General features: G+C 66.8%; 18 protein-coding genes. 9 read left to right on the forward strand and 9 right to left on the reverse strand.

The window, feature by feature from the left end:
* Nucleotides 1–11 precede the first annotated feature (11 nt).
* The gene (gene rfbD / locus QTI05_RS05840) at nucleotides 12–902 is read right to left on the reverse strand and encodes a dTDP-4-dehydrorhamnose reductase (protein WP_286623301.1); all 891 of its coding nucleotides are present in this window, start codon (nucleotides 900–902) and stop codon (nucleotides 12–14) included.
* Nucleotides 899–1,978, reverse strand: a complete 1,080-nt coding sequence (gene rfbB, locus QTI05_RS05845; RefSeq protein ID WP_286541530.1) for a dTDP-glucose 4,6-dehydratase — start codon at nucleotides 1,976–1,978, stop codon at nucleotides 899–901. Before rfbB ends, rfbD begins: the two co-directional genes overlap by 4 nt.
* A gap of 217 nt (nucleotides 1,979–2,195) precedes the next feature.
* Here rfbB and QTI05_RS05850 point away from each other — a divergent pair, with 217 nt between their 5' ends.
* From QTI05_RS05850 to QTI05_RS05870, 5 genes are all read left to right on the forward strand, one after another.
* Nucleotides 2,196–4,022, forward strand: a complete 1,827-nt coding sequence (locus QTI05_RS05850; protein WP_286623302.1) for a hypothetical protein — start codon at nucleotides 2,196–2,198, stop codon at nucleotides 4,020–4,022.
* 72 nt (nucleotides 4,023–4,094) lie between these two features.
* Nucleotides 4,095–4,592, forward strand: a complete 498-nt coding sequence (locus QTI05_RS05855; protein ID WP_286623303.1) for a phasin family protein — start codon at nucleotides 4,095–4,097, stop codon at nucleotides 4,590–4,592.
* Between the two features lie 67 nt (nucleotides 4,593–4,659).
* Complete coding sequence (locus QTI05_RS05860) at nucleotides 4,660–5,331, forward strand: TetR/AcrR family transcriptional regulator (protein ID WP_286623304.1); 672 nt, start codon at nucleotides 4,660–4,662, stop codon at nucleotides 5,329–5,331.
* A gap of 2 nt (nucleotides 5,332–5,333) precedes the next feature.
* Nucleotides 5,334–6,170: a tetratricopeptide repeat protein gene (locus tag QTI05_RS05865; protein WP_286623306.1), complete on the forward strand. Its 837-nt coding sequence runs from the start codon at nucleotides 5,334–5,336 to the stop codon at nucleotides 6,168–6,170.
* A 26-nt stretch (nucleotides 6,171–6,196) separates the two neighbouring features.
* Nucleotides 6,197–6,451, forward strand: coding sequence for an acyl-CoA-binding protein (locus QTI05_RS05870; RefSeq protein WP_286541522.1), 255 nt, complete (start codon nucleotides 6,197–6,199; stop codon nucleotides 6,449–6,451).
* Here the strand turns inward: QTI05_RS05870 and QTI05_RS05875 are convergent.
* Genes QTI05_RS05875 through QTI05_RS05885 form a run of 3 tightly spaced genes read right to left on the reverse strand, consistent with a single transcriptional unit; the run spans nucleotide 6,448 to nucleotide 9,903 of the window.
* Nucleotides 6,448–6,741: a polyhydroxyalkanoic acid system family protein gene (locus QTI05_RS05875; RefSeq protein WP_286541521.1), complete on the reverse strand. Its 294-nt coding sequence runs from the start codon at nucleotides 6,739–6,741 to the stop codon at nucleotides 6,448–6,450. The genes QTI05_RS05870 and QTI05_RS05875 overlap by 4 nt on opposite strands.
* Complete coding sequence (locus tag QTI05_RS05880; RefSeq protein ID WP_286623307.1) at nucleotides 6,734–7,843, reverse strand: aminopeptidase; 1,110 nt, start codon at nucleotides 7,841–7,843, stop codon at nucleotides 6,734–6,736. Before QTI05_RS05880 ends, QTI05_RS05875 begins: the two co-directional genes overlap by 8 nt.
* Nucleotides 7,840–9,903, reverse strand: coding sequence for a molybdopterin-containing oxidoreductase family protein (locus QTI05_RS05885; RefSeq protein ID WP_286623309.1), 2,064 nt, complete (start codon nucleotides 9,901–9,903; stop codon nucleotides 7,840–7,842). The genes QTI05_RS05880 and QTI05_RS05885 overlap by 4 nt, the downstream gene beginning before the upstream one ends.
* Before the next feature lie 50 nt (nucleotides 9,904–9,953).
* On the opposite strand from QTI05_RS05885, the gene QTI05_RS05890 reads away from it, so the two are divergent.
* On the forward strand, nucleotides 9,954–11,078 hold the full coding sequence (locus tag QTI05_RS05890) for an ABC transporter substrate-binding protein (protein ID WP_286541518.1): 1,125 nt from the start codon (nucleotides 9,954–9,956) through the stop codon (nucleotides 11,076–11,078).
* Here QTI05_RS05890 and QTI05_RS05895 read toward each other — a convergent pair.
* From QTI05_RS05895 to QTI05_RS05905, 3 genes are all read right to left on the reverse strand, one after another.
* Complete coding sequence (locus QTI05_RS05895; RefSeq protein WP_286623311.1) at nucleotides 11,068–12,168, reverse strand: M14 family metallopeptidase; 1,101 nt, start codon at nucleotides 12,166–12,168, stop codon at nucleotides 11,068–11,070. The two genes, QTI05_RS05890 and QTI05_RS05895, sit on opposite strands and share 11 nt — an antisense overlap.
* Nucleotides 12,165–13,367, reverse strand: coding sequence for a M20 aminoacylase family protein (locus QTI05_RS05900; RefSeq protein WP_286623312.1), 1,203 nt, complete (start codon nucleotides 13,365–13,367; stop codon nucleotides 12,165–12,167). The genes QTI05_RS05895 and QTI05_RS05900 overlap by 4 nt, the downstream gene beginning before the upstream one ends.
* A 115-nt stretch (nucleotides 13,368–13,482) precedes the next feature.
* Nucleotides 13,483–14,688 carry a glycerophosphodiester phosphodiesterase gene (locus tag QTI05_RS05905; RefSeq protein WP_286623314.1) on the reverse strand — a complete coding sequence of 402 codons (1,206 nt, stop codon included), beginning with the start codon at nucleotides 14,686–14,688 and terminating at the stop codon, nucleotides 13,483–13,485.
* A gap of 156 nt (nucleotides 14,689–14,844) precedes the next feature.
* Here QTI05_RS05905 and argE point away from each other — a divergent pair, with 156 nt between their 5' ends.
* From argE to QTI05_RS05920, 3 genes are all read left to right on the forward strand, one after another.
* Complete coding sequence (gene argE / locus QTI05_RS05910; RefSeq protein ID WP_286541513.1) at nucleotides 14,845–16,056, forward strand: acetylornithine deacetylase; 1,212 nt, start codon at nucleotides 14,845–14,847, stop codon at nucleotides 16,054–16,056.
* Nucleotides 16,056–17,285: a DUF445 domain-containing protein gene (locus tag QTI05_RS05915; RefSeq protein WP_286623315.1), complete on the forward strand. Its 1,230-nt coding sequence runs from the start codon at nucleotides 16,056–16,058 to the stop codon at nucleotides 17,283–17,285. The genes argE and QTI05_RS05915 overlap by 1 nt, the downstream gene beginning before the upstream one ends.
* 85 nt (nucleotides 17,286–17,370) lie before the next feature.
* A complete protein-coding gene (locus QTI05_RS05920) occupies nucleotides 17,371–17,691 on the forward strand; it encodes a hypothetical protein (protein WP_286541509.1) in 321 nt (106 codons plus the stop codon).
* A 406-nt stretch (nucleotides 17,692–18,097) separates the two neighbouring features.
* Here QTI05_RS05920 and QTI05_RS05925 read toward each other — a convergent pair whose 3' ends face one another.
* Nucleotides 18,098–18,871 (reverse strand): type III pantothenate kinase, encoded by a 774-nt coding sequence (locus QTI05_RS05925; RefSeq protein ID WP_286623374.1) that lies wholly within the window; start codon nucleotides 18,869–18,871, stop codon nucleotides 18,098–18,100.
* Nucleotides 18,872–18,891: the final 20 nt, after the last annotated feature.

The raw sequence follows: 18,891 nt of genomic DNA on the forward strand, positions 1-18,891 counted from the left end.
TTGTCCCTCTTCTAAAAAGTCTCGCGCAGCATGCGGGCCACGCCGGTCTGCCATTGCGGCAGCACAAGGCCGAAAGCGGATTGGAGCTTTGACGTGTTCAGCCGCGAATTGTGGGGGCGTGTCGCTGGCGTCGGAAACGCACTGGTCGGCACGGGATCCACGGCCTCGGGCGCGGCTTTCAGCTCGACCCCGGCAGCGCGCGCCTGCTCCAGCACGAACTTCGCATAACCGTGCCAAGTGGTTTCGCCGCCGGCGACCAGGTGGTAGAGCCCCGCCTTGGCCGGTTCGCGCAGCGTGTCGCGGATGGCGTGTGCAGTAACGTCGGCCAACAGCTCGGCCCCCGTAGGCGCGCCGAACTGGTCGTCGATCACGGTCAGGCGGTCGCGCTCCTTCGCCAGCCGCAGCATGGTCTTGGCGAAGTTGCCGCCGCGGGCCGCATAGACCCAGCTGGTGCGAAAGATCAGATGCCGGGCACAGTGCTTTGCCACCAGTTGCTCGCCCTCCAGCTTGGTACGACCGTACACGCTCAGCGGCCCGGTTGCGTCGTCTTCCAGCCAGGGCTTCGTGCCGCTGCCGTCGAACACGTAGTCGGTCGAGTAGTGAACCATCAGCGCGCCGATCTGCTGCGCGGCTTCGGCGACGACGCCGGGTGAGGTGGCATTGAGCCTGCGCGCGAAATCGGGCTCGCCCTCGGCCTTGTCCACCGCCGTGTGGGCCGCCGAATTGACGATCACGTCGGGGCGCACCTTGAGCACGGTTTCTGCCAGTTGCTCGGGGCGACTGAAGTCCGCGTGGAAGTCGCTGCTGTCGAAATCCAGCGCCACCACTTCGCCCAACGGCGCCAGGCTGCGCTGCAGTTCCCAGCCTACCTGACCACCCTTGCCCAGCAGCAGCAACTTCATGCGGCTGCCTTTGCGGGCGTGGCGTCGTATTGCTTCTCGACCCATTCGCGGTAGGCACCGCTCTGGACGTTGCGCACCCATTCGCCGTTGGCCAGGTACCACTCGACGGTCTTGCGGATGCCGGTGTCGAAGGTTTCGGCCGGCTTCCAGCCCAGCTCTTTCTCGAGCTTGCGCGCGTCGATCGCATAGCGACGGTCATGCCCGGGGCGGTCGGTCACGTAGCTGATCTGCTCGCGGTAGCTCTTGCCGTCGGCCTTGGGCCGCAACTCGTCGAGCAGGGCACACACGGTGTTGACGATCTCGATGTTGGGCTTCTCGTTCCAGCCGCCGACGTTGTAGGTTTCGCCGAGCCGGCCCGCTTCGAGCACGCGGCGGATGGCGCTGCAGTGGTCTTTGACGTAGAGCCAGTCGCGCACCTGCATGCCGTCGCCATACACCGGCAGCGGCTTGCCGGCGAGCGCATTGACGATCATCAGCGGGATGAGCTTTTCGGGGAAATGGAACGGACCGTAATTGTTGGAACAATTGGTTGTCAGCACCGGCAGGCCGTAGGTGTGATGCCATGACCGAACGAGGTGGTCGCTGGCCGCCTTGCTGGCCGAGTACGGGCTGTTGGGCTCGTATTTGTTCTCTTCGGTAAACGCCGGGTCGCTTGCTGAAAGTGAACCATAGACCTCGTCCGTCGACACATGCAGGAAGCGGAACTGCGCTTTCTGCTCTGCGGGCAGCGCGCTCCAGTAGCCACGCACGGATTCGAGCAACCTGAACGTGCCCAGCACATTGGTCTGCACGAAATCCTCGGGGCCGTGGATCGAACGATCGACATGCGACTCGGCCGCGAAGTTGACCACTGCGCGCGGCTTGTGTTCGGCCAGCAGGCGGTCAACCAGCGTGCTGTCGCCGATATCGCCCTGCACGAAGACATGGCCCGGGTTGGCCTTGAGCGAGGCCAGCGTCTCCAGGTTGCCTGCGTAGGTCAGCTTGTCGAGATTGACGACCGCTTCGCCGCTCTGCGCGAGCCAGTCGAGTACGAAATTGGCACCAATAAAGCCGGCGCCGCCGGTAACCAGGATCATGGGTCTCCTCTTGCTTCGAAATGCACCCTCACAAGCGGAAGGCAGGAGAGATTATCCCGCGTGCCGCGCAACACGGATTTGTCGATGGCTCGGGGGCGCGCCGACGCCCCTGCCAGCCGTCCAGAACAACGATTTTGTGAAGCCGCGGTAAAGCTCCGGAACCGGGGTGACCAGCCGCGCGTCTGAATGCCTCAGCCTGGCTACCGGAACAATAAAAATGGCGAACGCCACACGTTTCGACGAGATCGTGTTCATGGACGATTTCTTTCGCTCGTCTGACAACTCCCTGCCATCGCATCCTGCGAACCGGCGGTTTCTTCACAAAGCGTTCCGCCACTCGGCCAGCCGACTGGGCATTGTCTGCCGGGAAGAATATGCGCGATCCGATGGCGGCCGGCTCGATGTCGCCGCGATGATGAAGGCGCTCGGGCTCGCGCCCACGCCTGCGGGGTGGGCAAAGGCGAGCGCTGCGGATCTGACGCCAGTGGCGGAAATGGGATTGATGCCCATGCTCACGCCGCGAACGCTGGTGATCGGCTGGGGCCTGACGCCGTCGCTGATGCATTTCATCGAACGCAGCGGCGCCGCGTTCGTCGATCTGGAAATTTCACCGATCCGCTTCACTTCGCACCTGGCCTTCTGTGCACGAACGAACGACCGGCAGATCGAGGCAGCGCTCGGTGGGTGGCACATCGACGAAGAGCTGTTCTGGAACGAAGCGATCGTTCTGGAGGGCTACTTCTCACGCCGCGGCCCCTCGCTCCTGTTCGATCGCGACATGACTGTCGGGTTGTTCTGCGGTCAGACCGCTGTGGATCTGGCGCTGATCCGTGACGGCGAGATTGCCCACCCGATCGACGGCCTCGATGAAATTCGGGAGCTCGCCAGCAGCGTGGATCTGCTCCTGATCAAGCCGCACCCTTATGAATCCGACCTTCGGCATCTCACACGGCTGGCGAGCCAGATCTCCAACGTGGCCTGGACTGACAGCAACATCTATGCGCTGATGTGTGCGGACAACCTGAGCTTCGTCTGCGGACTTTCGTCCGGCGCACTGCGCGAAGCGGCTTACTTCATGAAGCCCGCCGTGCCTTTGATCGAAGCCGACCGCAACCGGCGCAACAAGCTGCCGGCAGCCTGCTCGGACTGGCAGATCACGGAGCCCGGGATCCTGTCGATGCAAGCACTGTCAAAGATCTGCGGCCGCACGGACGGCTTGACGCAGCGCCCCGCCCGTTTCCCCGACGATGCACTGGATCGCGCTTTCGCCGTCCGCTGGGGATGGGATGCGCAGAGCCCCGGACTGCACGCCGCACCCGAACTGGCCCCGGGCCGCGTCTACGATTTTCAGGCGGGCCAGCCTGCGACCGCCTGGCTCAGCTTCGGCTGGAGCGCCCCGGAGGGCACGGGCGTCTGGACCGGCGGAACACGCGCGTGCCTCGTCATTCCGCTGGCCAGCAGCGCCCCGGCCAACGCAACCGAATTGCGCGCGCGGATCGAGGGCCTTCTCTTCGTGGGAACGTCCAGCCGAAATCCGATCGTTCGCGCCTGGATCGGTGGGCGGCAGGCAGACGTGCAGACGGCAGGCGGCACCACCGGCGAAACCGAAGTGCGCTTCGTCCTGAAGGCACCTTCTACCGACATGCCGAAGGCGCGGGTGCTCGTGCTGGAGTTCGACATCACCGATCCCCTGCGGCCCTGCGATTGCGGGCTCGGTGCTGACGCGCGGCGCCTGGGATTTCATCTCCAGCGGCTTTCCCTCGAGTGGCTTTGCGTCTCTGCGGAGGCGGTGGCGCCCGATGTCGAATCTCCGGCAACGCCCCTTCATACCCCTGCCGCACGTCCCGTGCGGCACGCCGTCCAGGTGGTGATCGCAGCCGCGGTCTGCGTCGGCGCGTTGGTCGCGTCGCTTCCCCCGACGCGTGCCGAGGAACCGGCGCAGAGTTCGGTGAGCGCCTCGCGCTGGCACCGGCTCCAGCACACCCTGGCCATGGGATTGGGCGTGATCCGCGACGACATCCACACCCTGCTGCATCATGGTTAACACCGCTCATGCATCACGCATCATCCCTGTGCTGTACCCTGCGGTTTCGCTGTTCACTCCGGAGATCAATCCATGGAAAAGCCAACGCCCAAGAACGATGAGGCAGCTGCCGCTGGCGACCGCATCAAGGACTCCGCCCAGCAAATCTGGCTTGCCGGTCTCGGCGCTTTTGCCAAGGCCCAGCAAGAGGGCAGCAAGGTGTTCGAGTCGCTGGTGAAGGACGGCGCCGGCATGCAGAAGAAGACGCAGCAGGCGGCCGAAGAGACGCTCGCGCAGGCGCAAGCCCGCATGAGCGGCTTCGCCAGCGAGTTCGGCGCCAAGGCGGTCGGCCAATGGGGCAAGCTCGAAAACATCTTCGAGGAGCGCGTGGCAAAGGCGCTCGAAAAAATCGGCGTGCCATCGGCCGCCGAGATCCAGGCGCTCAAGGCGCGCGTCACCGAACTCGAGGCCCGGCTCGCATCGCAATCACCGGCCGGCAGCGCACCGCACCCCGCGCGCAAGACGGCAGCAACGCGCAAGGCCGATGAAGCCCCGGCCAAGAAGCCCTCACGGCGGCGACCGAAACTTTGATCTACGTCGCCCTGCGTCAGCACAGTTGCGCTAGAGTGGCCCCAGAGACAAAAACCGGGGCTACGTCATGGCCAAGAAAGCGCCACGCCGCACTGCACAACGCATCCTCGAGACGGCGCTCGACCTGTTCAACCGTTTCGGCGAGCCGAACGTGTCGACCACGCTGGTCGCGGCCGAACTGGGCATCAGCCCCGGCAATCTCTACTACCACTATCCCGCCAAGGACGAGCTGATCAACCGGCTCTACGAGGCCTACGAAGCCGAGCTCGACGAACTGCTGCATGCCAGTGAAGGCGTGCACGATGTGGAAGATGCCTGGTTCTTCATGCACAGCCTGTTCGAGCTGATCTGGCGCCACCGCTTTCTGTATCGCGACCTGAACGACCTGCTGAGCAAGAACCGTCTGCTCGAGACCCGCTTCCAGGCCGTGCTCAAGAACAAGGTGCGCGCCATTCGCACGCTGCTGGCCGGCATGGCCCGCGCCGGCCACCTCGAGATCGACGCGCGGGAGGTCGACGCACTGGCCCAGAGCATGGTGGTGGTGCTGACCTACTGGCTCAGCTACGAGTACGTGCGCAACCCGCGCGAGGCGCTTGAGCCAGCCCATGCGCAAGGCGCGCTGCTGCGCGGGGGCCAGCACACGCTGCATCTGCTGGCGCCGTACCTGGTGTCGGCACAACGTCGGCATCTTCTGACACTGAGCGACGCCTATGCGAGCGAAGATGAGGCCGTCGCCTGACCATGCCTGTCTCCAATTTCACGACCCCCCAATCGCTGCTGGCACCCACTGGCGCCAACCCGATGACGGCGCCATGGACACCGTTGCCCTACTCCGACGTCACCCGCTTCGACACGGTCAGCCTGCTGGCGCACTGGAACAGGCTGCATGCCGGCCAGGGTCTGCAGCCGCCTGCACCGGGGCCGCTGGCCGAGGGCTGGGCGCTGTATCACAGCGGCGAGTTCGAGCGCGCCGCTGCCGTGGGCCTGCTGCATGGCCGTGAAGGCTCCGCACTGGTCAACCAGGCAACCGCGATCTATGCCAACTACATCGAGCCGCGCGAGGCGATCCGGCTCACGCTGTTCCGCCAGGTGGCGGAGCGGGCCGCCACACAGGCCGGCAACGAGCCGGACAACTGCCAGGCGCTCTACTGGGAAGCCTATGCGCTGGGCCGCTACAGCCAGGGCATCAGCGTGGCGCGCGCGCTGGCGCAGGGGCTGGGCGGCAAGGTCAAGACCGCGCTCGAGCGCGTGATCGCGTTGCAGCCGCACCATGCCGACGCCCACATCGCGCTGGCCGCTTTCCATGCCGAGGTGATCGACAAGGTCGGGCCGCTGGTGGCCCGCATGACCTACGGCGTCCGGGCAGAAACTGCCATCGAGCTGTTCGAGCGCGGCCTGGAATTGCATCCCGAATCGGCCAGTGGACTGATGGAGTACGGGCGCGGCTTGCTGATGCTGTATGGCGACGCACGCATGGGCGAAGCAACCCGGCTCTACCAGCGGGCGGCGGCGCTCGAGCCGGTCGACGCGCGCGAACGGCTCGACGTCGAACTGGCACGCGCCGGTCTTTCGGACTGAGTCCGGCAGGCTGAGACAATCCCGGCATGACCGACCTGAACGCCCTTTTCGAAGCCGCCCAAGCCAACTCCAAGCTGCTGGCCGAGCGCCCCGACAACCCCACCCTGCTGAAGATCTACGGCCTGTTCAAACAGGCGACGCTCGGCGACAACACCGAGAAGAAGCCAAGCTTCAGCGACTTCGTTGCGCGCGCCAAGTGGGACGCCTGGACGGCGAACAAGGGCATCGACGCCGACGCAGCCAAGCAAGGCTACATCGATCTCATCGAGTCGCTGCGCTAAGCCGCGCCCAGCAGTTCGTCGAGGTTGCGCGACACCTTGGCCTCGATCTGGCTGCTGAACGCGTCCATCAGGAAGCCCAGCGTCATGTGCAGCTCGAAGGAGTCGGCCGTCACGCGCAGGGTGCCCTCGGCGCCCGGCCGCGCGAACTGCGCCACGTCGCACTCCCAGCCTTCGGAATAGCGGCACTCCATGCCGTAGTCGCGCTCGACCTGGTCGACCCATTGCTGCGCGACTTCGCGGGCCCGCTCGATGCCGAGCGTGTGATTGCGTTCGATGTGGATGTCAGACACCAGGCTTTCCGTTCTCTTGAGGAATGTTCTTCAGCGCCCGCTCGCGTTCGCCCTTGGGCAGTACGGCGATCCGCTTGACGGCTGCGTAGAAGCGCGGCCAGTCGCGCCCTTCGCGTTCGTACAGCGCCTCGAAGGCGGGCACCAGCTCATCGTAAGCGGCCTGCGCGCCGAAAGTCGCATTGTTGGCGCGCGCCACCCAGGCATCGTATGCGCCCTGGCGCGGGCCGGGCCAGCCGGCGCGCAAGGCGCCGTAGCGCTCGCGAAAACCGTCCATTGCTGACTTTTTCATCGCATCCACCGCCCGCCAGTCGTGCGCCGCGGCCTCTTTGGAATCATAGATCCGCTGCAGTTGCCGGCGCGTTTCGAGCATGAGTTGGCGAAACTGCTGGCGCCGCGCGTCGAACTGCGCGTATTCGGTGCGTGCCGGCTCCCCCGCCTGCGTGGCGAGCCATCGCGCGCCACCGATCCGCTCGACCGCCGTGGCGTAGGACTCGTTGAACACCGTGTCGTCCGGCACGTAGAGCACCTGGTGCGCCAGCTCGTGGAAGATCAACCGCGCCAGCTCGCCCTCGGGGTAGCCGATGAAGGTGGACAGCAACGGGTCGCCGCCGGCCCAGTTCAACCAGCCCAGCGTCGAGTAGGCAGGCACCGGGTACACGGCGGCCTCCAGCCCGGTCGAGCGTTGCGCGGCCGCCTCGGCGTTGGCGTCGGCGCTGTCGTAGTAGCCGCGGTAGCCGACGCAGCCCGCCACCGGGAAGCACCAGGTCTTGAGCGTGAGCGAATATTCCGGTGCCGCGACCACGTTCCATACGGCCGCACTGCGATGCAGTTCCGCATAGGCGGTGTAGCTGGCGTTGTCGGGCAGGCTGAGGTCGGTCACGGCAAAGCGGCGGATGCGCTGGGTGAGTTCGAGCCTGGCCTTGAGCACGGCGGGCGTCGCGGGATCGCCAAGCCACTCCGGCACCGGCCGGGCCGCGCGCATCAGGTTCACGTGGCCACGAGCCGATTGCCAGTAGTAGCCGAGGTTGCTGCAGCCCGTGAGCGCGAGCGCGCCGACGGCGGCCAGGGCCAGCAGCCACGCGGCCTTGCGGCGCCGCGTCATGATGCGGCAGCGCTCCTGTCGTCGACTTCCACCTGCACCAGGCAGTCGTAGAACGTCGGGCCGCGGCCGATGTCGGTCAGGCGCTGGCTGGTGAGCTGGTTGACGTTGGTGCCGTCCATTCCGAGCTTGCGCCACCATATGCCGAGCCCGTGCACCACGCCCGGTCGCGCGCGGCGCGACACCTCGGCGCGGCAGCGGTGTTCGCCGCGTGCGTTGAAGACCCTCACCGTTGCACCGTCGGCAATGCCACGCGCGGCCGCGTCGTCGGTGTGGATTTCGAGCAGTGGCTCGCCTTCGATCGCCCGCAGGCTCTTCACGTTCACAAAGGTGGAGTTGAGGAAGTTGCGCGCCGGCGGCGAGATCATGGCCAGCGGAAATTCGCGCGAACTGCCGGCCGCTTCGTAGTTGGGCACATGGTCGGGCAGCCCGTCCTGACCCTGCGCGGCGAGCCGGGCGCTGAAGAATTCGCAGCGGCCCGAAGGCGTCGGGAACTTGCCGTCGGCGAAGGGCGCCTCGGGCAGCGCGAGGCTGGTGAACCCTTGCGCCTCGAGTTGCGCAAAGTCGACCACGCCGGGTGCAAAGGCGCTGCGGCACAGCGCTTCGTCGTCGTCGGCAAAGCAGGGCTCGGTGAAGCCCATGCGCCGCGCCAGTTCGCGAAACACCCAGGCGTTGCTGCGCGCCTCGCCACGCGGCGCCACGGCCGGCCGGTTCAGCAGAACATCGGTGTGGCCGTAGCTGGTGTGGATGTCCCAATGTTCGAGCTGCGTGGTCGCGGGCAGCACGAAGTCGGCGTAGTCGGCAGTGTCGGTCTGGAACTGCTCGAGCACCACGGTGAACAGGTCTTCGCGCGCAAAGCCGGCCACCACCTTGCCGGAATCGGGCGCCACCGCCACCGGATTGCTGTTGTAGACCACGATCGCCTCGACCGGGTTGGCCGTGTCGAGCAAGGCATCGCCGATCGTGCTCATGTTGATGGTGCGCGGCCTGCGCCCGGCCAGCAGATCCGGCCGCTGCAGCGCCGCGCGGTCGACTGGAAAATGGCCCGACGCACTCAGCAGCAAGCCGCCGGCACGATGCCGCCAGGCGCCCACCAGCGCCGGCAGGCAGGCGATCGCCCGGGCCGCGTTGCCGCCGCCGCGCACGCGCTGCATGCCGTAGTTGAGCCGGATCGCCGCCGGCTTCGTGGTGCCCCAGGCCTGCGCGAGCGCCACGATCTGCGCTTCGGGCACGCCGCAGACTTGCGCCGCCCGCGCGGGTGGCCATTGCAGCGCGCGCTCGCGCAGCTGCTCCCACCCGAGCGTGTGATTGGCAATGTAGTCGTGGTCGAGCCAGTCGTGCACGATGAGTTCGTGCATCAGCGCCAGGGCCAGCGCCGCATCGGTGCCCGGCAGCAGCGCGATGTGCTCGTCGCACTTGTCGGCGGTTTCAGTCTTGCGCGGGTCGATGCAAACCAGCCGTGCGCCGTTGCGTTTGGCCGCTTGCGCGTGGCGCCAGAAGTGCAGGTTGCTGCCGATCGAGTTGCTGCCCCAGATCAGGATCAGCTTCGACTCGGCAAAAAACTCGACCCGCATGCCGACCTTGCCACCCAATGTAAAACTTAAGGCCTCACCCCCAGCGGTGGAGCAGATCGTCCGATCGAGCAGCGAGGCGCCCAGCCTGTGAAAAAAACGACGATCCATCGATTCACCCTGCACCAAACCCATGGTTCCGGCGTAGCTGTAGGGCAAAATAGTTTCTGAATGTTTCAGCGCCTTGAAGCGAGCAATGATCGCGTCGAGAGCAATGTCCCACGACACCGGCTCGAACCGGCCGGCGCCCTTGGGCCCGACCCGACGCAACGGAGTGGTGAGCCGCTCTGCGTGGTCGTTGCGCTCGATGTAGCGCGACACCTTCGTGCACAGCACGCCACCGGTGTGCGGATGGTTCGGGTTGCCCTGCAACTTGACCGCCCGGCCGTCCTGGACGGTCGTGACCAGTGCACAGGTGTCGGGGCAGTCGTGCGGGCAGGCGCCGAGCACCGTGGTTTGGGGAGTTGTTGATAACGCCGTGGCAATGACCATCGGCCAAGTCTAGTTTGCGCGCGGCATGTGCGCGTGGAGGGGTTTCCTCAATGATGAATCGCAGACAGTTTTCCGTCGCGGCCGCAGGTGCGGCAATGCTCGGCAACTTCCAGATCGCGCGCGCGCAAAGTGAAACGCCGATCGTGCTGGGCCAATCCGCCCCGTTCTCGGGCCCCGCAGCACAGTTGGGAATCCAGTTCTACCAGGGCGCCAAGCTGTTCCTCGACGGCTACAACGCCCAGCCGGGGCGCGACATCGAGCTGCGCTTTCTGGACGACGGCTACGAGCCCGACCGCTGCGCGGCCAACACCCGCAAGCTGATCGACGACGACGTCTTTGCGCTGTTCGGCTACATCGGCACGCCGACCAGCCTGGCCGCGCTGCCGCTGGCCGTGAAAGACAAGGTTCCGTTCATCGCGCCCTTCACCGGCGCGATGGCGCTGCGCGAGCCGTTCCACAAGAACGTCTTCCATCTGCGCGCCTCTTACAACGACGAGACCGCAGTGATCGTGAAGCAGCTCACCCACCTCGGGCTGAAGAAGATCGCGGTGTTCTATCAGAACGACGCGTACGGCAAGGCCGGGCTCGACGGCGTCACGCTGGCGTTGTCGCAGCAGGATCTCAAGCCGCTGGCGCAGGCCACGGTGGAACGCAATTCGGTCGAAGTGGCGGGCGCGGTGAAAACGATCATTGCCACGAAGCCCGACGCGGTGGTGCAGATCGGCGCCTACAAGGCCTGCGCCGCGTTCATTCGCGAAGCGCGCAAGGCGGGCTACGGCGGCACGTTCTACAACGTGTCGTTCGTCGGTACGCAGGCGCTGGCCGACGAGCTCGGCAAGGAAGGCGCTGGCGTGGTGGTCACGCAGGTGGTGCCCTCGCCCTACAACGCGGCCAACGGCATCACGCGCGAGTTCAGCGATGCGGTGCGCAAGAGCGGCGGCAACACCAAGGCCAACTTCTCGAGCATGGAGGGCTACCTGGCTGCCAAGGTGCTGACCGAAGGTCTCAAGCGCGCCCCCGGCAAGCCTTCGCGCGACAGCCTGATCGCCGGGCTGGAAAGCATCGACAAGCAGCAGTTCGGCGGTTTCGACGTGTCGTTCTCGGCCCGCAACCATGTGGCGTCGAAGTTCGTCGAGCTGTCGATGATCACGGGCGACGGGCGTATCAGGACCTAGCGGCCAGGCCGTCCACGGCCTGGAACATCGCCTGCCGCGCCTGGCTGATGACCTGGCCTTTCCAGGCATCGGTGTCGGTGTAGAACGCCTCCAGCATCTGCGCATGGATGGCGTCGGCCAGCTCGGGTGCGGCTTCCGGATGGGCGTGCAGCCAGTGGTCGGCGCGCAGTGCGCCCATCACCTCGAGGATCGGCTGCGTGCCGTATTCGAGCGCGATTGCGGTGTACTCGGCCTGCGGGCATTCCTCATACATGGCGGTGCACATCAGGCCGGTCAGCAAGGCCGAGGTCGACGAGCCGTCGTAGATCGACGTGACCGGCGCCTCGGGCGTGCCCCACCAGGCGTTGGCGCGCGCGTAGGCGGCCCGGTCGTCGCGGCAGGCAAAGATGCGTTCGCCGATGCCGTTGGGCCCGAGCCCCGTGTGCAGGTCGATCCAGGCCAGCCGCTGCGCGGCCTGCCCGTGCGCCCGCAGCACCTGGCGGAAGGTGCGGTTGCTCCAGGTCGGCGCCTTGCCGCCGAAGAACAGGCCGTCGTCGAACTGGTACTGGCCGCCGCTGATCGCGGCCTGGTAGGCGGCGACGCCGTGCGTGTCGATCCAGGCGGCGATCTGGGCCTGGTTGTTCGGCGACGGAGGCCACTCGGTCGGCAGCAGCAGCGCGTGCAGGCCGGCATACGCCTCGTTGACGGGCAGCGGCTGCGTGTAGTCGACAAAGTTGCGGTTCAGGTCGACGTTTTCCTGCGTCACGCGCCGGCCGTGGGAAAAGCCGTGCGGATTGAGCGCATGCACGTACAGCACGGCGACGCCGGCCGCGCGTGCCTTGTCGCGCCACTCGGCATCGTGCAGCGCAAACACCTGCACGCCGCTGCCGCAATGGCCCTCGATGCCGTGGCAGGCGCTGGTGACGATCAGCAGGTGCTTCGCATCGGCGGGGCCATCGAGCGCCACGTCCATCGCCAGCGCTTCGCCGTCACGGCCCTTGAGCGGATGCGGGTGGGTGTCGACCTTCAGGCCGGCGGCGACGCAGCCTTGCAGGAATTTGCGGCGCGCCTCGGCGTAGCCTGGAGAAAACGCCTCGGCCACCCCGATCATGCGGCGGCCCCGCCCGGTTTCAGAAATTGCTCTGCCAGGCTCACCCAGCAGGTCGCGCCGAGGGGAATCAGCTCGTCGTTGAAGTCGTAGCTCGCGTTGTGCAGCGTGCACGGGCCGGCACCGTGGTGCATGTCGCGGTGCGCACCGTCGCCGTTGCCGATGAATGCATAGGCGCCCGGCTTGGCCAGCAGCATGAAAGAGAAGTCTTCGGCGGTCATCGCAGGTTCCTGCACCAGCACGTTGTCTGCGCCGACGATGCCGGCCATCACGCGGCGCGCAAAGTCGGCTTCGTTGGCCGTGTTGATGGTGGGTGGGTAGTTGCGGATGAACTCGAAGTCGCATTCGGCGTCGTGCGCCGCGCAGATGTGCGTCGCGATCTGCTTCATGCGCGATTCGATCAGGTCGAGCACCTCGAGCGTGAAGGTTCGCACCGTGCCGCGCAGCTCGGCATTGTTCGGGATCACGTTGACCGCCTCGCCCGCGTGGAACATCGACACCGAGATCACGCCGGCATCGGTCGGCTTCTTGTTGCGCGTCAGGATGGTCTGGAACGCCTGCACCATCTCGCAGCCGATCGGCACCGGATCGATGCCCGTGTGCGGCAGCGCGGCATGGCCACCCTTGCCGCGGATGGTGATGGTGAACTCGTTGCTCGACGCCATCGCAGGCCCCGGGCTCACGGCGAACTGGCCCGCCTTCATGCCCGGCCAGTTGTGCATGCCGAACACGGCGTCCATCGGGAACTGCTCGAACAGCCCTTCCTTGACCATCTCGCGTGCACCGCCGCCGCCCTCTTCGGCCGGCTGGAAGATCAGGTAGACGGTGCCGTCGAAATTGCGATGCTTCGCCAGGTGCTGCGCGGCAGCCAGCAGCATGGCGGTGTGGCCATCGTGGCCGCAGGCGTGCATCTTGCCCGGGTGGGTGCTGGCGTGGGCAAAGGTGTTGAGCTCGGTCACCGGCAGCGCGTCCATGTCGGCGCGCAGGCCGACGGCACGGTGGCTGGTGCCGTTCTTCACGATGCCGATCACGCCGGTGGTGCCCAGGCCGCGATGGATCGGAATGCCCCATTCGGTGAGCTTGGCCGCAACCACGTCGGCCGTGCGCACCTCCTGAAAGCAGAGTTCGGGATGTGCATGCAGGTCGCGCCGCACAGCAGCAATGCCGGCCGCCTGCGTGACCAGGGAATCAATGAGTTTCATCCCCGTTTTCTACCAGAACACCGCGGAACCGGCTTAGCCGGGCCGCTGGTGTTGCCCCCGGAAGGGGGTTGGCGCGCGCGACACGCAGTGCGCGAAGCCTGGGGGCGAGCCCAGTTCAGCGGCCGGTTTCCTTCAGCCAGGCGCTGCGGGCCGCCAGTGCGGTGTCGGTGAAATCGGTGAAGACACCGTCCACGCCGAGCCGGTAATAGGCCAGGTACTCGTTCTTCGCGTCGCCCTTGTAGTCGGTCGCCAGGCGCCGGTTCTCGTTGCGGAAGGTGAACGGATGCACGAACAGGCCGGCCTTGTGCGCGTCGGCGACCAGCGTGGTGGGCGTCATCGAGCTTGCATCGGCATCGTTGATCTTGCCGTCCTTGTTGAGGTCGACCGGCTTGCCGTCGGCACCGATGGTGCCCTTGATGCTGATGATGTAGCGCTTCCACGGCCCGATGCCATCGGCGTACTTCGCGATCTCGGCCAGGCCGGCCGGCGTGACCATCACGTCGAAGTTGCGCTTGTCGCCGGCCTTCGTCCACTCGTAGGGGCGGTCGACCGGCACGGCATAGGTCATGGCGCCGGTTTTCATGTCGATGCCGTCGCCGTCGATCAGCTGGATCAGCTTGGTCTTCAGGCCCTTGCTCTTCATGTACTTGAGGCTGCCCGGCTCGAACGACTGCACGAACACCGGCGCGGTCTTGCTGTTGAGGCCGGCACGCTCGAGCATGGCGATGAGCTTGTCTTCCATCGGCAGGCCCATGTCGCGGAAGAAGGTCGGGTTCTTGGTTTCGGGATAGATCGCGATCGCGCGGCCGGTCGCCTTCGACTGGGCGGCAGCCAGGTCCAGAACCTCCTGGAAGGTCGGGATCTTGTAGCGGCCGTTGAACTGCTGCGGCCGCTCGGCGTCAGTGCTGATGGCGCCCAGCGTCTTGATCTCGGCCAGCGTGAAGTCCTGGCTGAACCAGCCGGTCTGCGTTTCGCCGTCGACCTGCATGGTCTTCTTGCGCGACGCGAACTGCGGCTTGGTGGCCACGTCGGTGCTCAGGGCGAGATTCGGGTCGTGGCGGGTGATGAGCACGCCGTCCTTGGTGACCACCAGGTCCATTTCGATCACATCGGCACCGAGCTCGATCGCGCGGGTGTAGGCCTCGATCGTTTCTTCGGGGATGTAGCCGGAGGCACCGCGGTGCGCCACCACGAGCGGGGCGCGGCCGTCGAGCGTGAGCAGGGGCGTCGGGCCGGCACCGGGCATGCTGCAGGCGGCGAGCGCGAGCAGGGCGGCGGCAGACAGGGCGTGGCGGGCGCAACGGGCGTGCGACAAGGTCATGGTGCTTTTCCTCTCCGGGTTGAAAGTCGCGAGCCTACCCCGGCTGCATGACTGTTTCCTGTCACGCTGCCGTCACAGTGCGTCGGCCGCGCAGAACATCTCGTTGCATGTTCGACAGCGCCGATGCGCTGCCCGGACTTCCGGGAGAATGACGGCATGTCACACATTCTCTCCAGCCGCAGTCTCAGTTTTGCGCAGACGCTGGTGCGCATGAACACCGTCAGCGCCCACAGCAATCTCGAGCTGATCGACTTCGTGCGGGACCACCTGGCCGGACTCGGCGTGCGCAGCCGCATCACACGCAGCGCCGACCGCAGGAAGGCCAACCTGTTCGCCACGCTCGGTGCCGGCAAGCCGGCCGGCGTGATCGTCTCCGGCCACACCGACACGGTGCCGTGGGATGGGCAGGAGTGGAGCGTCGACCCCCTTTCGGCCAGCGTGCAGGCCTGGCCCGAGGCCGTCGGCCAGGACGGCGAGATCGAACGCGTCGAGCCGCGCCTGTACGGGCGTGGCTCGGCCGACATGAAAAGCTTCATCGCGATCGCGGTGGCCAATGCCGAACTGTTCCTTGAAAGCGCGTCGCCGTTCGCGGTGCACTTCGCGTTCAGCTACGACGAGGAGGTCGGCTGCTTCGGCGTGAGGGAACTGATCGCCGACATGAAGGACGCCAACGTCAAGCCGGTGGCCTGCATCATCGGCGAGCCGACCCTCATGGTTCCGGCGATCGCGCACAAGGGCGTGTACCGCTACCGGTGCTGCGTGCGCGGCAAGGAGGCGCACTCGTCGCTCACGCCGCAATCGGTCAACGCAATCGAGATGGCCGCGCGCGTGATCGGCAAGGTGCGCGACATGGCCGAGGGCTTCGAGCAGAACGAGGCGCGCTACGAAGGCTTCGACGTGCCGTTCAGCACCGCGAGCGTGGGCCAGTTCCAGGGCGGCATTGCCGACAACGTGGTGCCGCGCGATGCCGAGTTCCGCTACGAATTCCGCAACCTGCCGACGGCCGACGCCGTGGCGATGCAAAAAGAAGTGCTGGCCTACGCCAGCCGCGTAGAGCCTGCCATGAAAAGGGTGGCGCCCGAGGCCGGCTTCAAGTTCGAGACCATCTGCGAGATCCCGAGCTTCCTCGGCTCGGCGACCGACCCGGTGACGCGGCTGGCGCAGCGCCTGTCGGGCGAGTCGGGCGTGACGCAGGTCGCGTTCGGCACCGAAGCCGGCCTCTTCAAGAACGCCGGCATCCCGACCGTGGTGTGCGGCCCCGGCAGCATCCAGCAGGCGCACCAGCCTGACGAGTACGTGACGCTGGAGCAGCTGGCGCGCTGCGAACTTTTTCTGCAGGGCCTGGCCAGCGCACCCCAGATCGGCTGATGAAGCGCATCGCGCTCGGCCTGCTGTGCGGCGCGGCGCTGCTCTATGCGCTGGCCATCGCGATGGAGGGGCGCCTTCCGCATCCGGGCTGGGGCTATCTCGCGGCGTTTGCCGAAGCCGCGATGGTCGGCGCCATTGCCGACTGGTTCGCCGTGGTGGCGCTGTTTCGCCATCCGCTCGGCCTGCCGATTCCGCACACGGCCATCATCCCGAGCAACAAGGATCGCATCGGCGCCAAGCTCGCCGGCTTCATCTGCAACAACTTCCTGAGCACCGAGCAGGTACTGGCCAAGCTGCGCGAGTTCGATACCGCGGGCCGACTGGCCGACTGGCTCGCACGCCCGGCCAGCGCCGAAAGGATGGGGGGCTGGGGGGTGATGGCGGCGCGCTACGGCCTGAGCGCTTTCGACGATGCGCGCGTGCGCGACTTCCTCGGCCGCATCGCAAGCGCGGGCCTGGCGCAGGTCGACATCTCGCGCGTGGCCGGCCAGGCGCTGGAGGCACTGACCGCGGGCGGCCGGCACCAGGCGCTGCTCGACGAAGCGCTGGCGCAGGTGGCCGAACTGCTCGAAGGCGAAACCGCGCAGGCGCAGATCACCGAAGCTATCGCGCGCGAGATCAGGACGCTGCGCTACGTCGGGCTCGACCAAGTGGCCGCACGCATGGCCACGAAGAAGATCGTGGCCGCCGTCGCCAACAGCGTGGCCGAACTCGCGGCCGAGCCCGGCCACCCGCTGCGCGCGCGCTTCGACGGCTTCATGGCCGACTTCATCGCACGGCTACAGCTCGACCCGGCGTTCCAGCAGCGCGGCGAAGAGATCCGCGCCGAGCTGATGGCGCACCCGGCGCTGGGCGACTACCTGCACGGCCTGTGGGGCGAGCTGCTGGCCTGGCTGCATGACGACCTCGCGCGGCCGGACTCCAGCATCGCGCAGCGCATCGCGAAACTCGCCGGCGCGCTGGGCACCCGGCTGCAGGCCGATGCCGAAATCCGCCACTGGATAAACGAGCAGATCGAGGCCGCGGCCCCGCTGGCCATCGAACGCTACCGCGAGGACATCCGCGTCTACATCGTCGAGCGCGTGGGCCAGTGGAACGCCGACGAGATGACCGACGAGCTGGAGCGGCACATCGGGCGGGATCTGCAGTTCATCCGCATCAACGGCACGCTGGTGGGTGGGCTGGTGGGCCTGGCGATCCACGCGGTGACGCAGTGGGCGCGAGCCTGAGCGGCGCGGCCACAGAGTACTTCCGGCGTAGTTGCACGATCGTGCAGGTGAGTTGTATCCTTCTGTATCAACAAAGGCCTGCCCGATGGACTTGGACTTTCACGTACACAAGATCGATGCGCTGACGCCCAAGGCCGCCAAGATCGCATTGCGCATGCTCGATGGCGACCCGCGCATCCCAACCGAATGGATCATGGCCCTGCGGCCTGCGCTGGTTGGCCGCAGCGTCGACTCGGAGGGGTTCCGCAGCACCGACTGGATGACGATGGCGGCGATCGAACGCCCCACGATGCGGCGCTTTGCCGAACGCTTCGAAAACAAGGAGCAGCGGCACGCGCGCCTGTGGGTGTTGAGCCTGCGCAAGGCGTCGCAACAGGTGCATCGTCGGGGGCCGGAGTCGGCGTAGGGCTTCTTCAGTACGAGCCGGAGGCCCCGGGGTGTGCGTCGTACCCGGGGGCGTCGGCGGGCGGTATGCGCGGCCCTGATCCGCCTGCCCCTGCGCTGCTCGGCGGTGCCTCAACGGCCGCCCCAGCGCATACCACCCACCGACGTGGACGCGGGGGGTTGCATCCGGAAGGCGCGACCTCCGCACCACCCCCAAGCCCGGTGAGCGGTACGGGCTGGCCGATCCCTTCTGCGCCGCCGAGGAGCGCAGCGTTTTGCGGATCAGGGCTCGCAGCTGTTTGAGCGAAGCGAGTTCTGCGAGACCCCGCAAAGCGCGAGCACCGCAGGGCAGCCGCGAAGCGGCCGGCGCAGCAGGGTCGGACGGCCCGTACCGCTCACCGGGCGCTCTCACCACAGCCGATTCAGGTTCAATTCGCCAGCAACCGCTCCTGCGCAATCACCAGCAGCCCGTCCATGATCAGACTGTCGACCAGCTCAAACGGCGACACCATCGACGGCGCCATCTTCCAGCCCGCCCCGCCCGTCATGTAGCGCACCGGCTCGGCGCCACAATGCTTGCGCACATGCTCGACCATGCGCTCGACTGCGCCTGCGATCGCATACGTGCCGCCGCTCGTGAGCGCATCGCTGGTGTTGGTCGGAAAGTCGCTCACCTCGCCGGTGGGCACGTGCAGGCCGGCAGTGCCCGACTCCAGTGCGCGCAGCATGATGCCGTGGCCCGGCAGGATCAGGCCGCCCAGGAACTTGCCGTGCGTGTCGACCGCCTCGACCGTCACCGCCGTGCCGATCAGCACCACCACCATCGGCCGCGCCGGCCCCTCGGCCAGCATGCGGTGCCGCGCACCGATCATCGCCACCCAGCGATCGGCGCCCAGCCGCGTGGGATGGTCGTAGCCATTCACGATGCCGGCCTCGGCCGTACTCGACACCACCCAGCGCGCGGTGCAGTCGAAGCACTCCGTCACCTGCTCCTCGGCACGGCGGCGCACCGCATCGCCGGCCACCACGCAGCCGAGCATCGCACCGGGCTGCGGCAGCTCGGCCCACGGGCCCTCGGCCAGGCGCTCGATGTGGTCGAGGAACTCCGCCCCGTGCCCCAGCAAGGCGGCGCCGGGACGCGGCGCCTCGTACATGGCCCACTTGAGGCGCGTGTTGCCGATATCGATCGCGAGGAATGCCATGCGGCGCATTATGCTGACGC

The sequence above is a fragment of the Variovorax fucosicus genome, assembly GCF_030316825.1.
GTDB lineage: Bacteria > Pseudomonadota > Gammaproteobacteria > Burkholderiales > Burkholderiaceae_C > Variovorax > Variovorax fucosicus.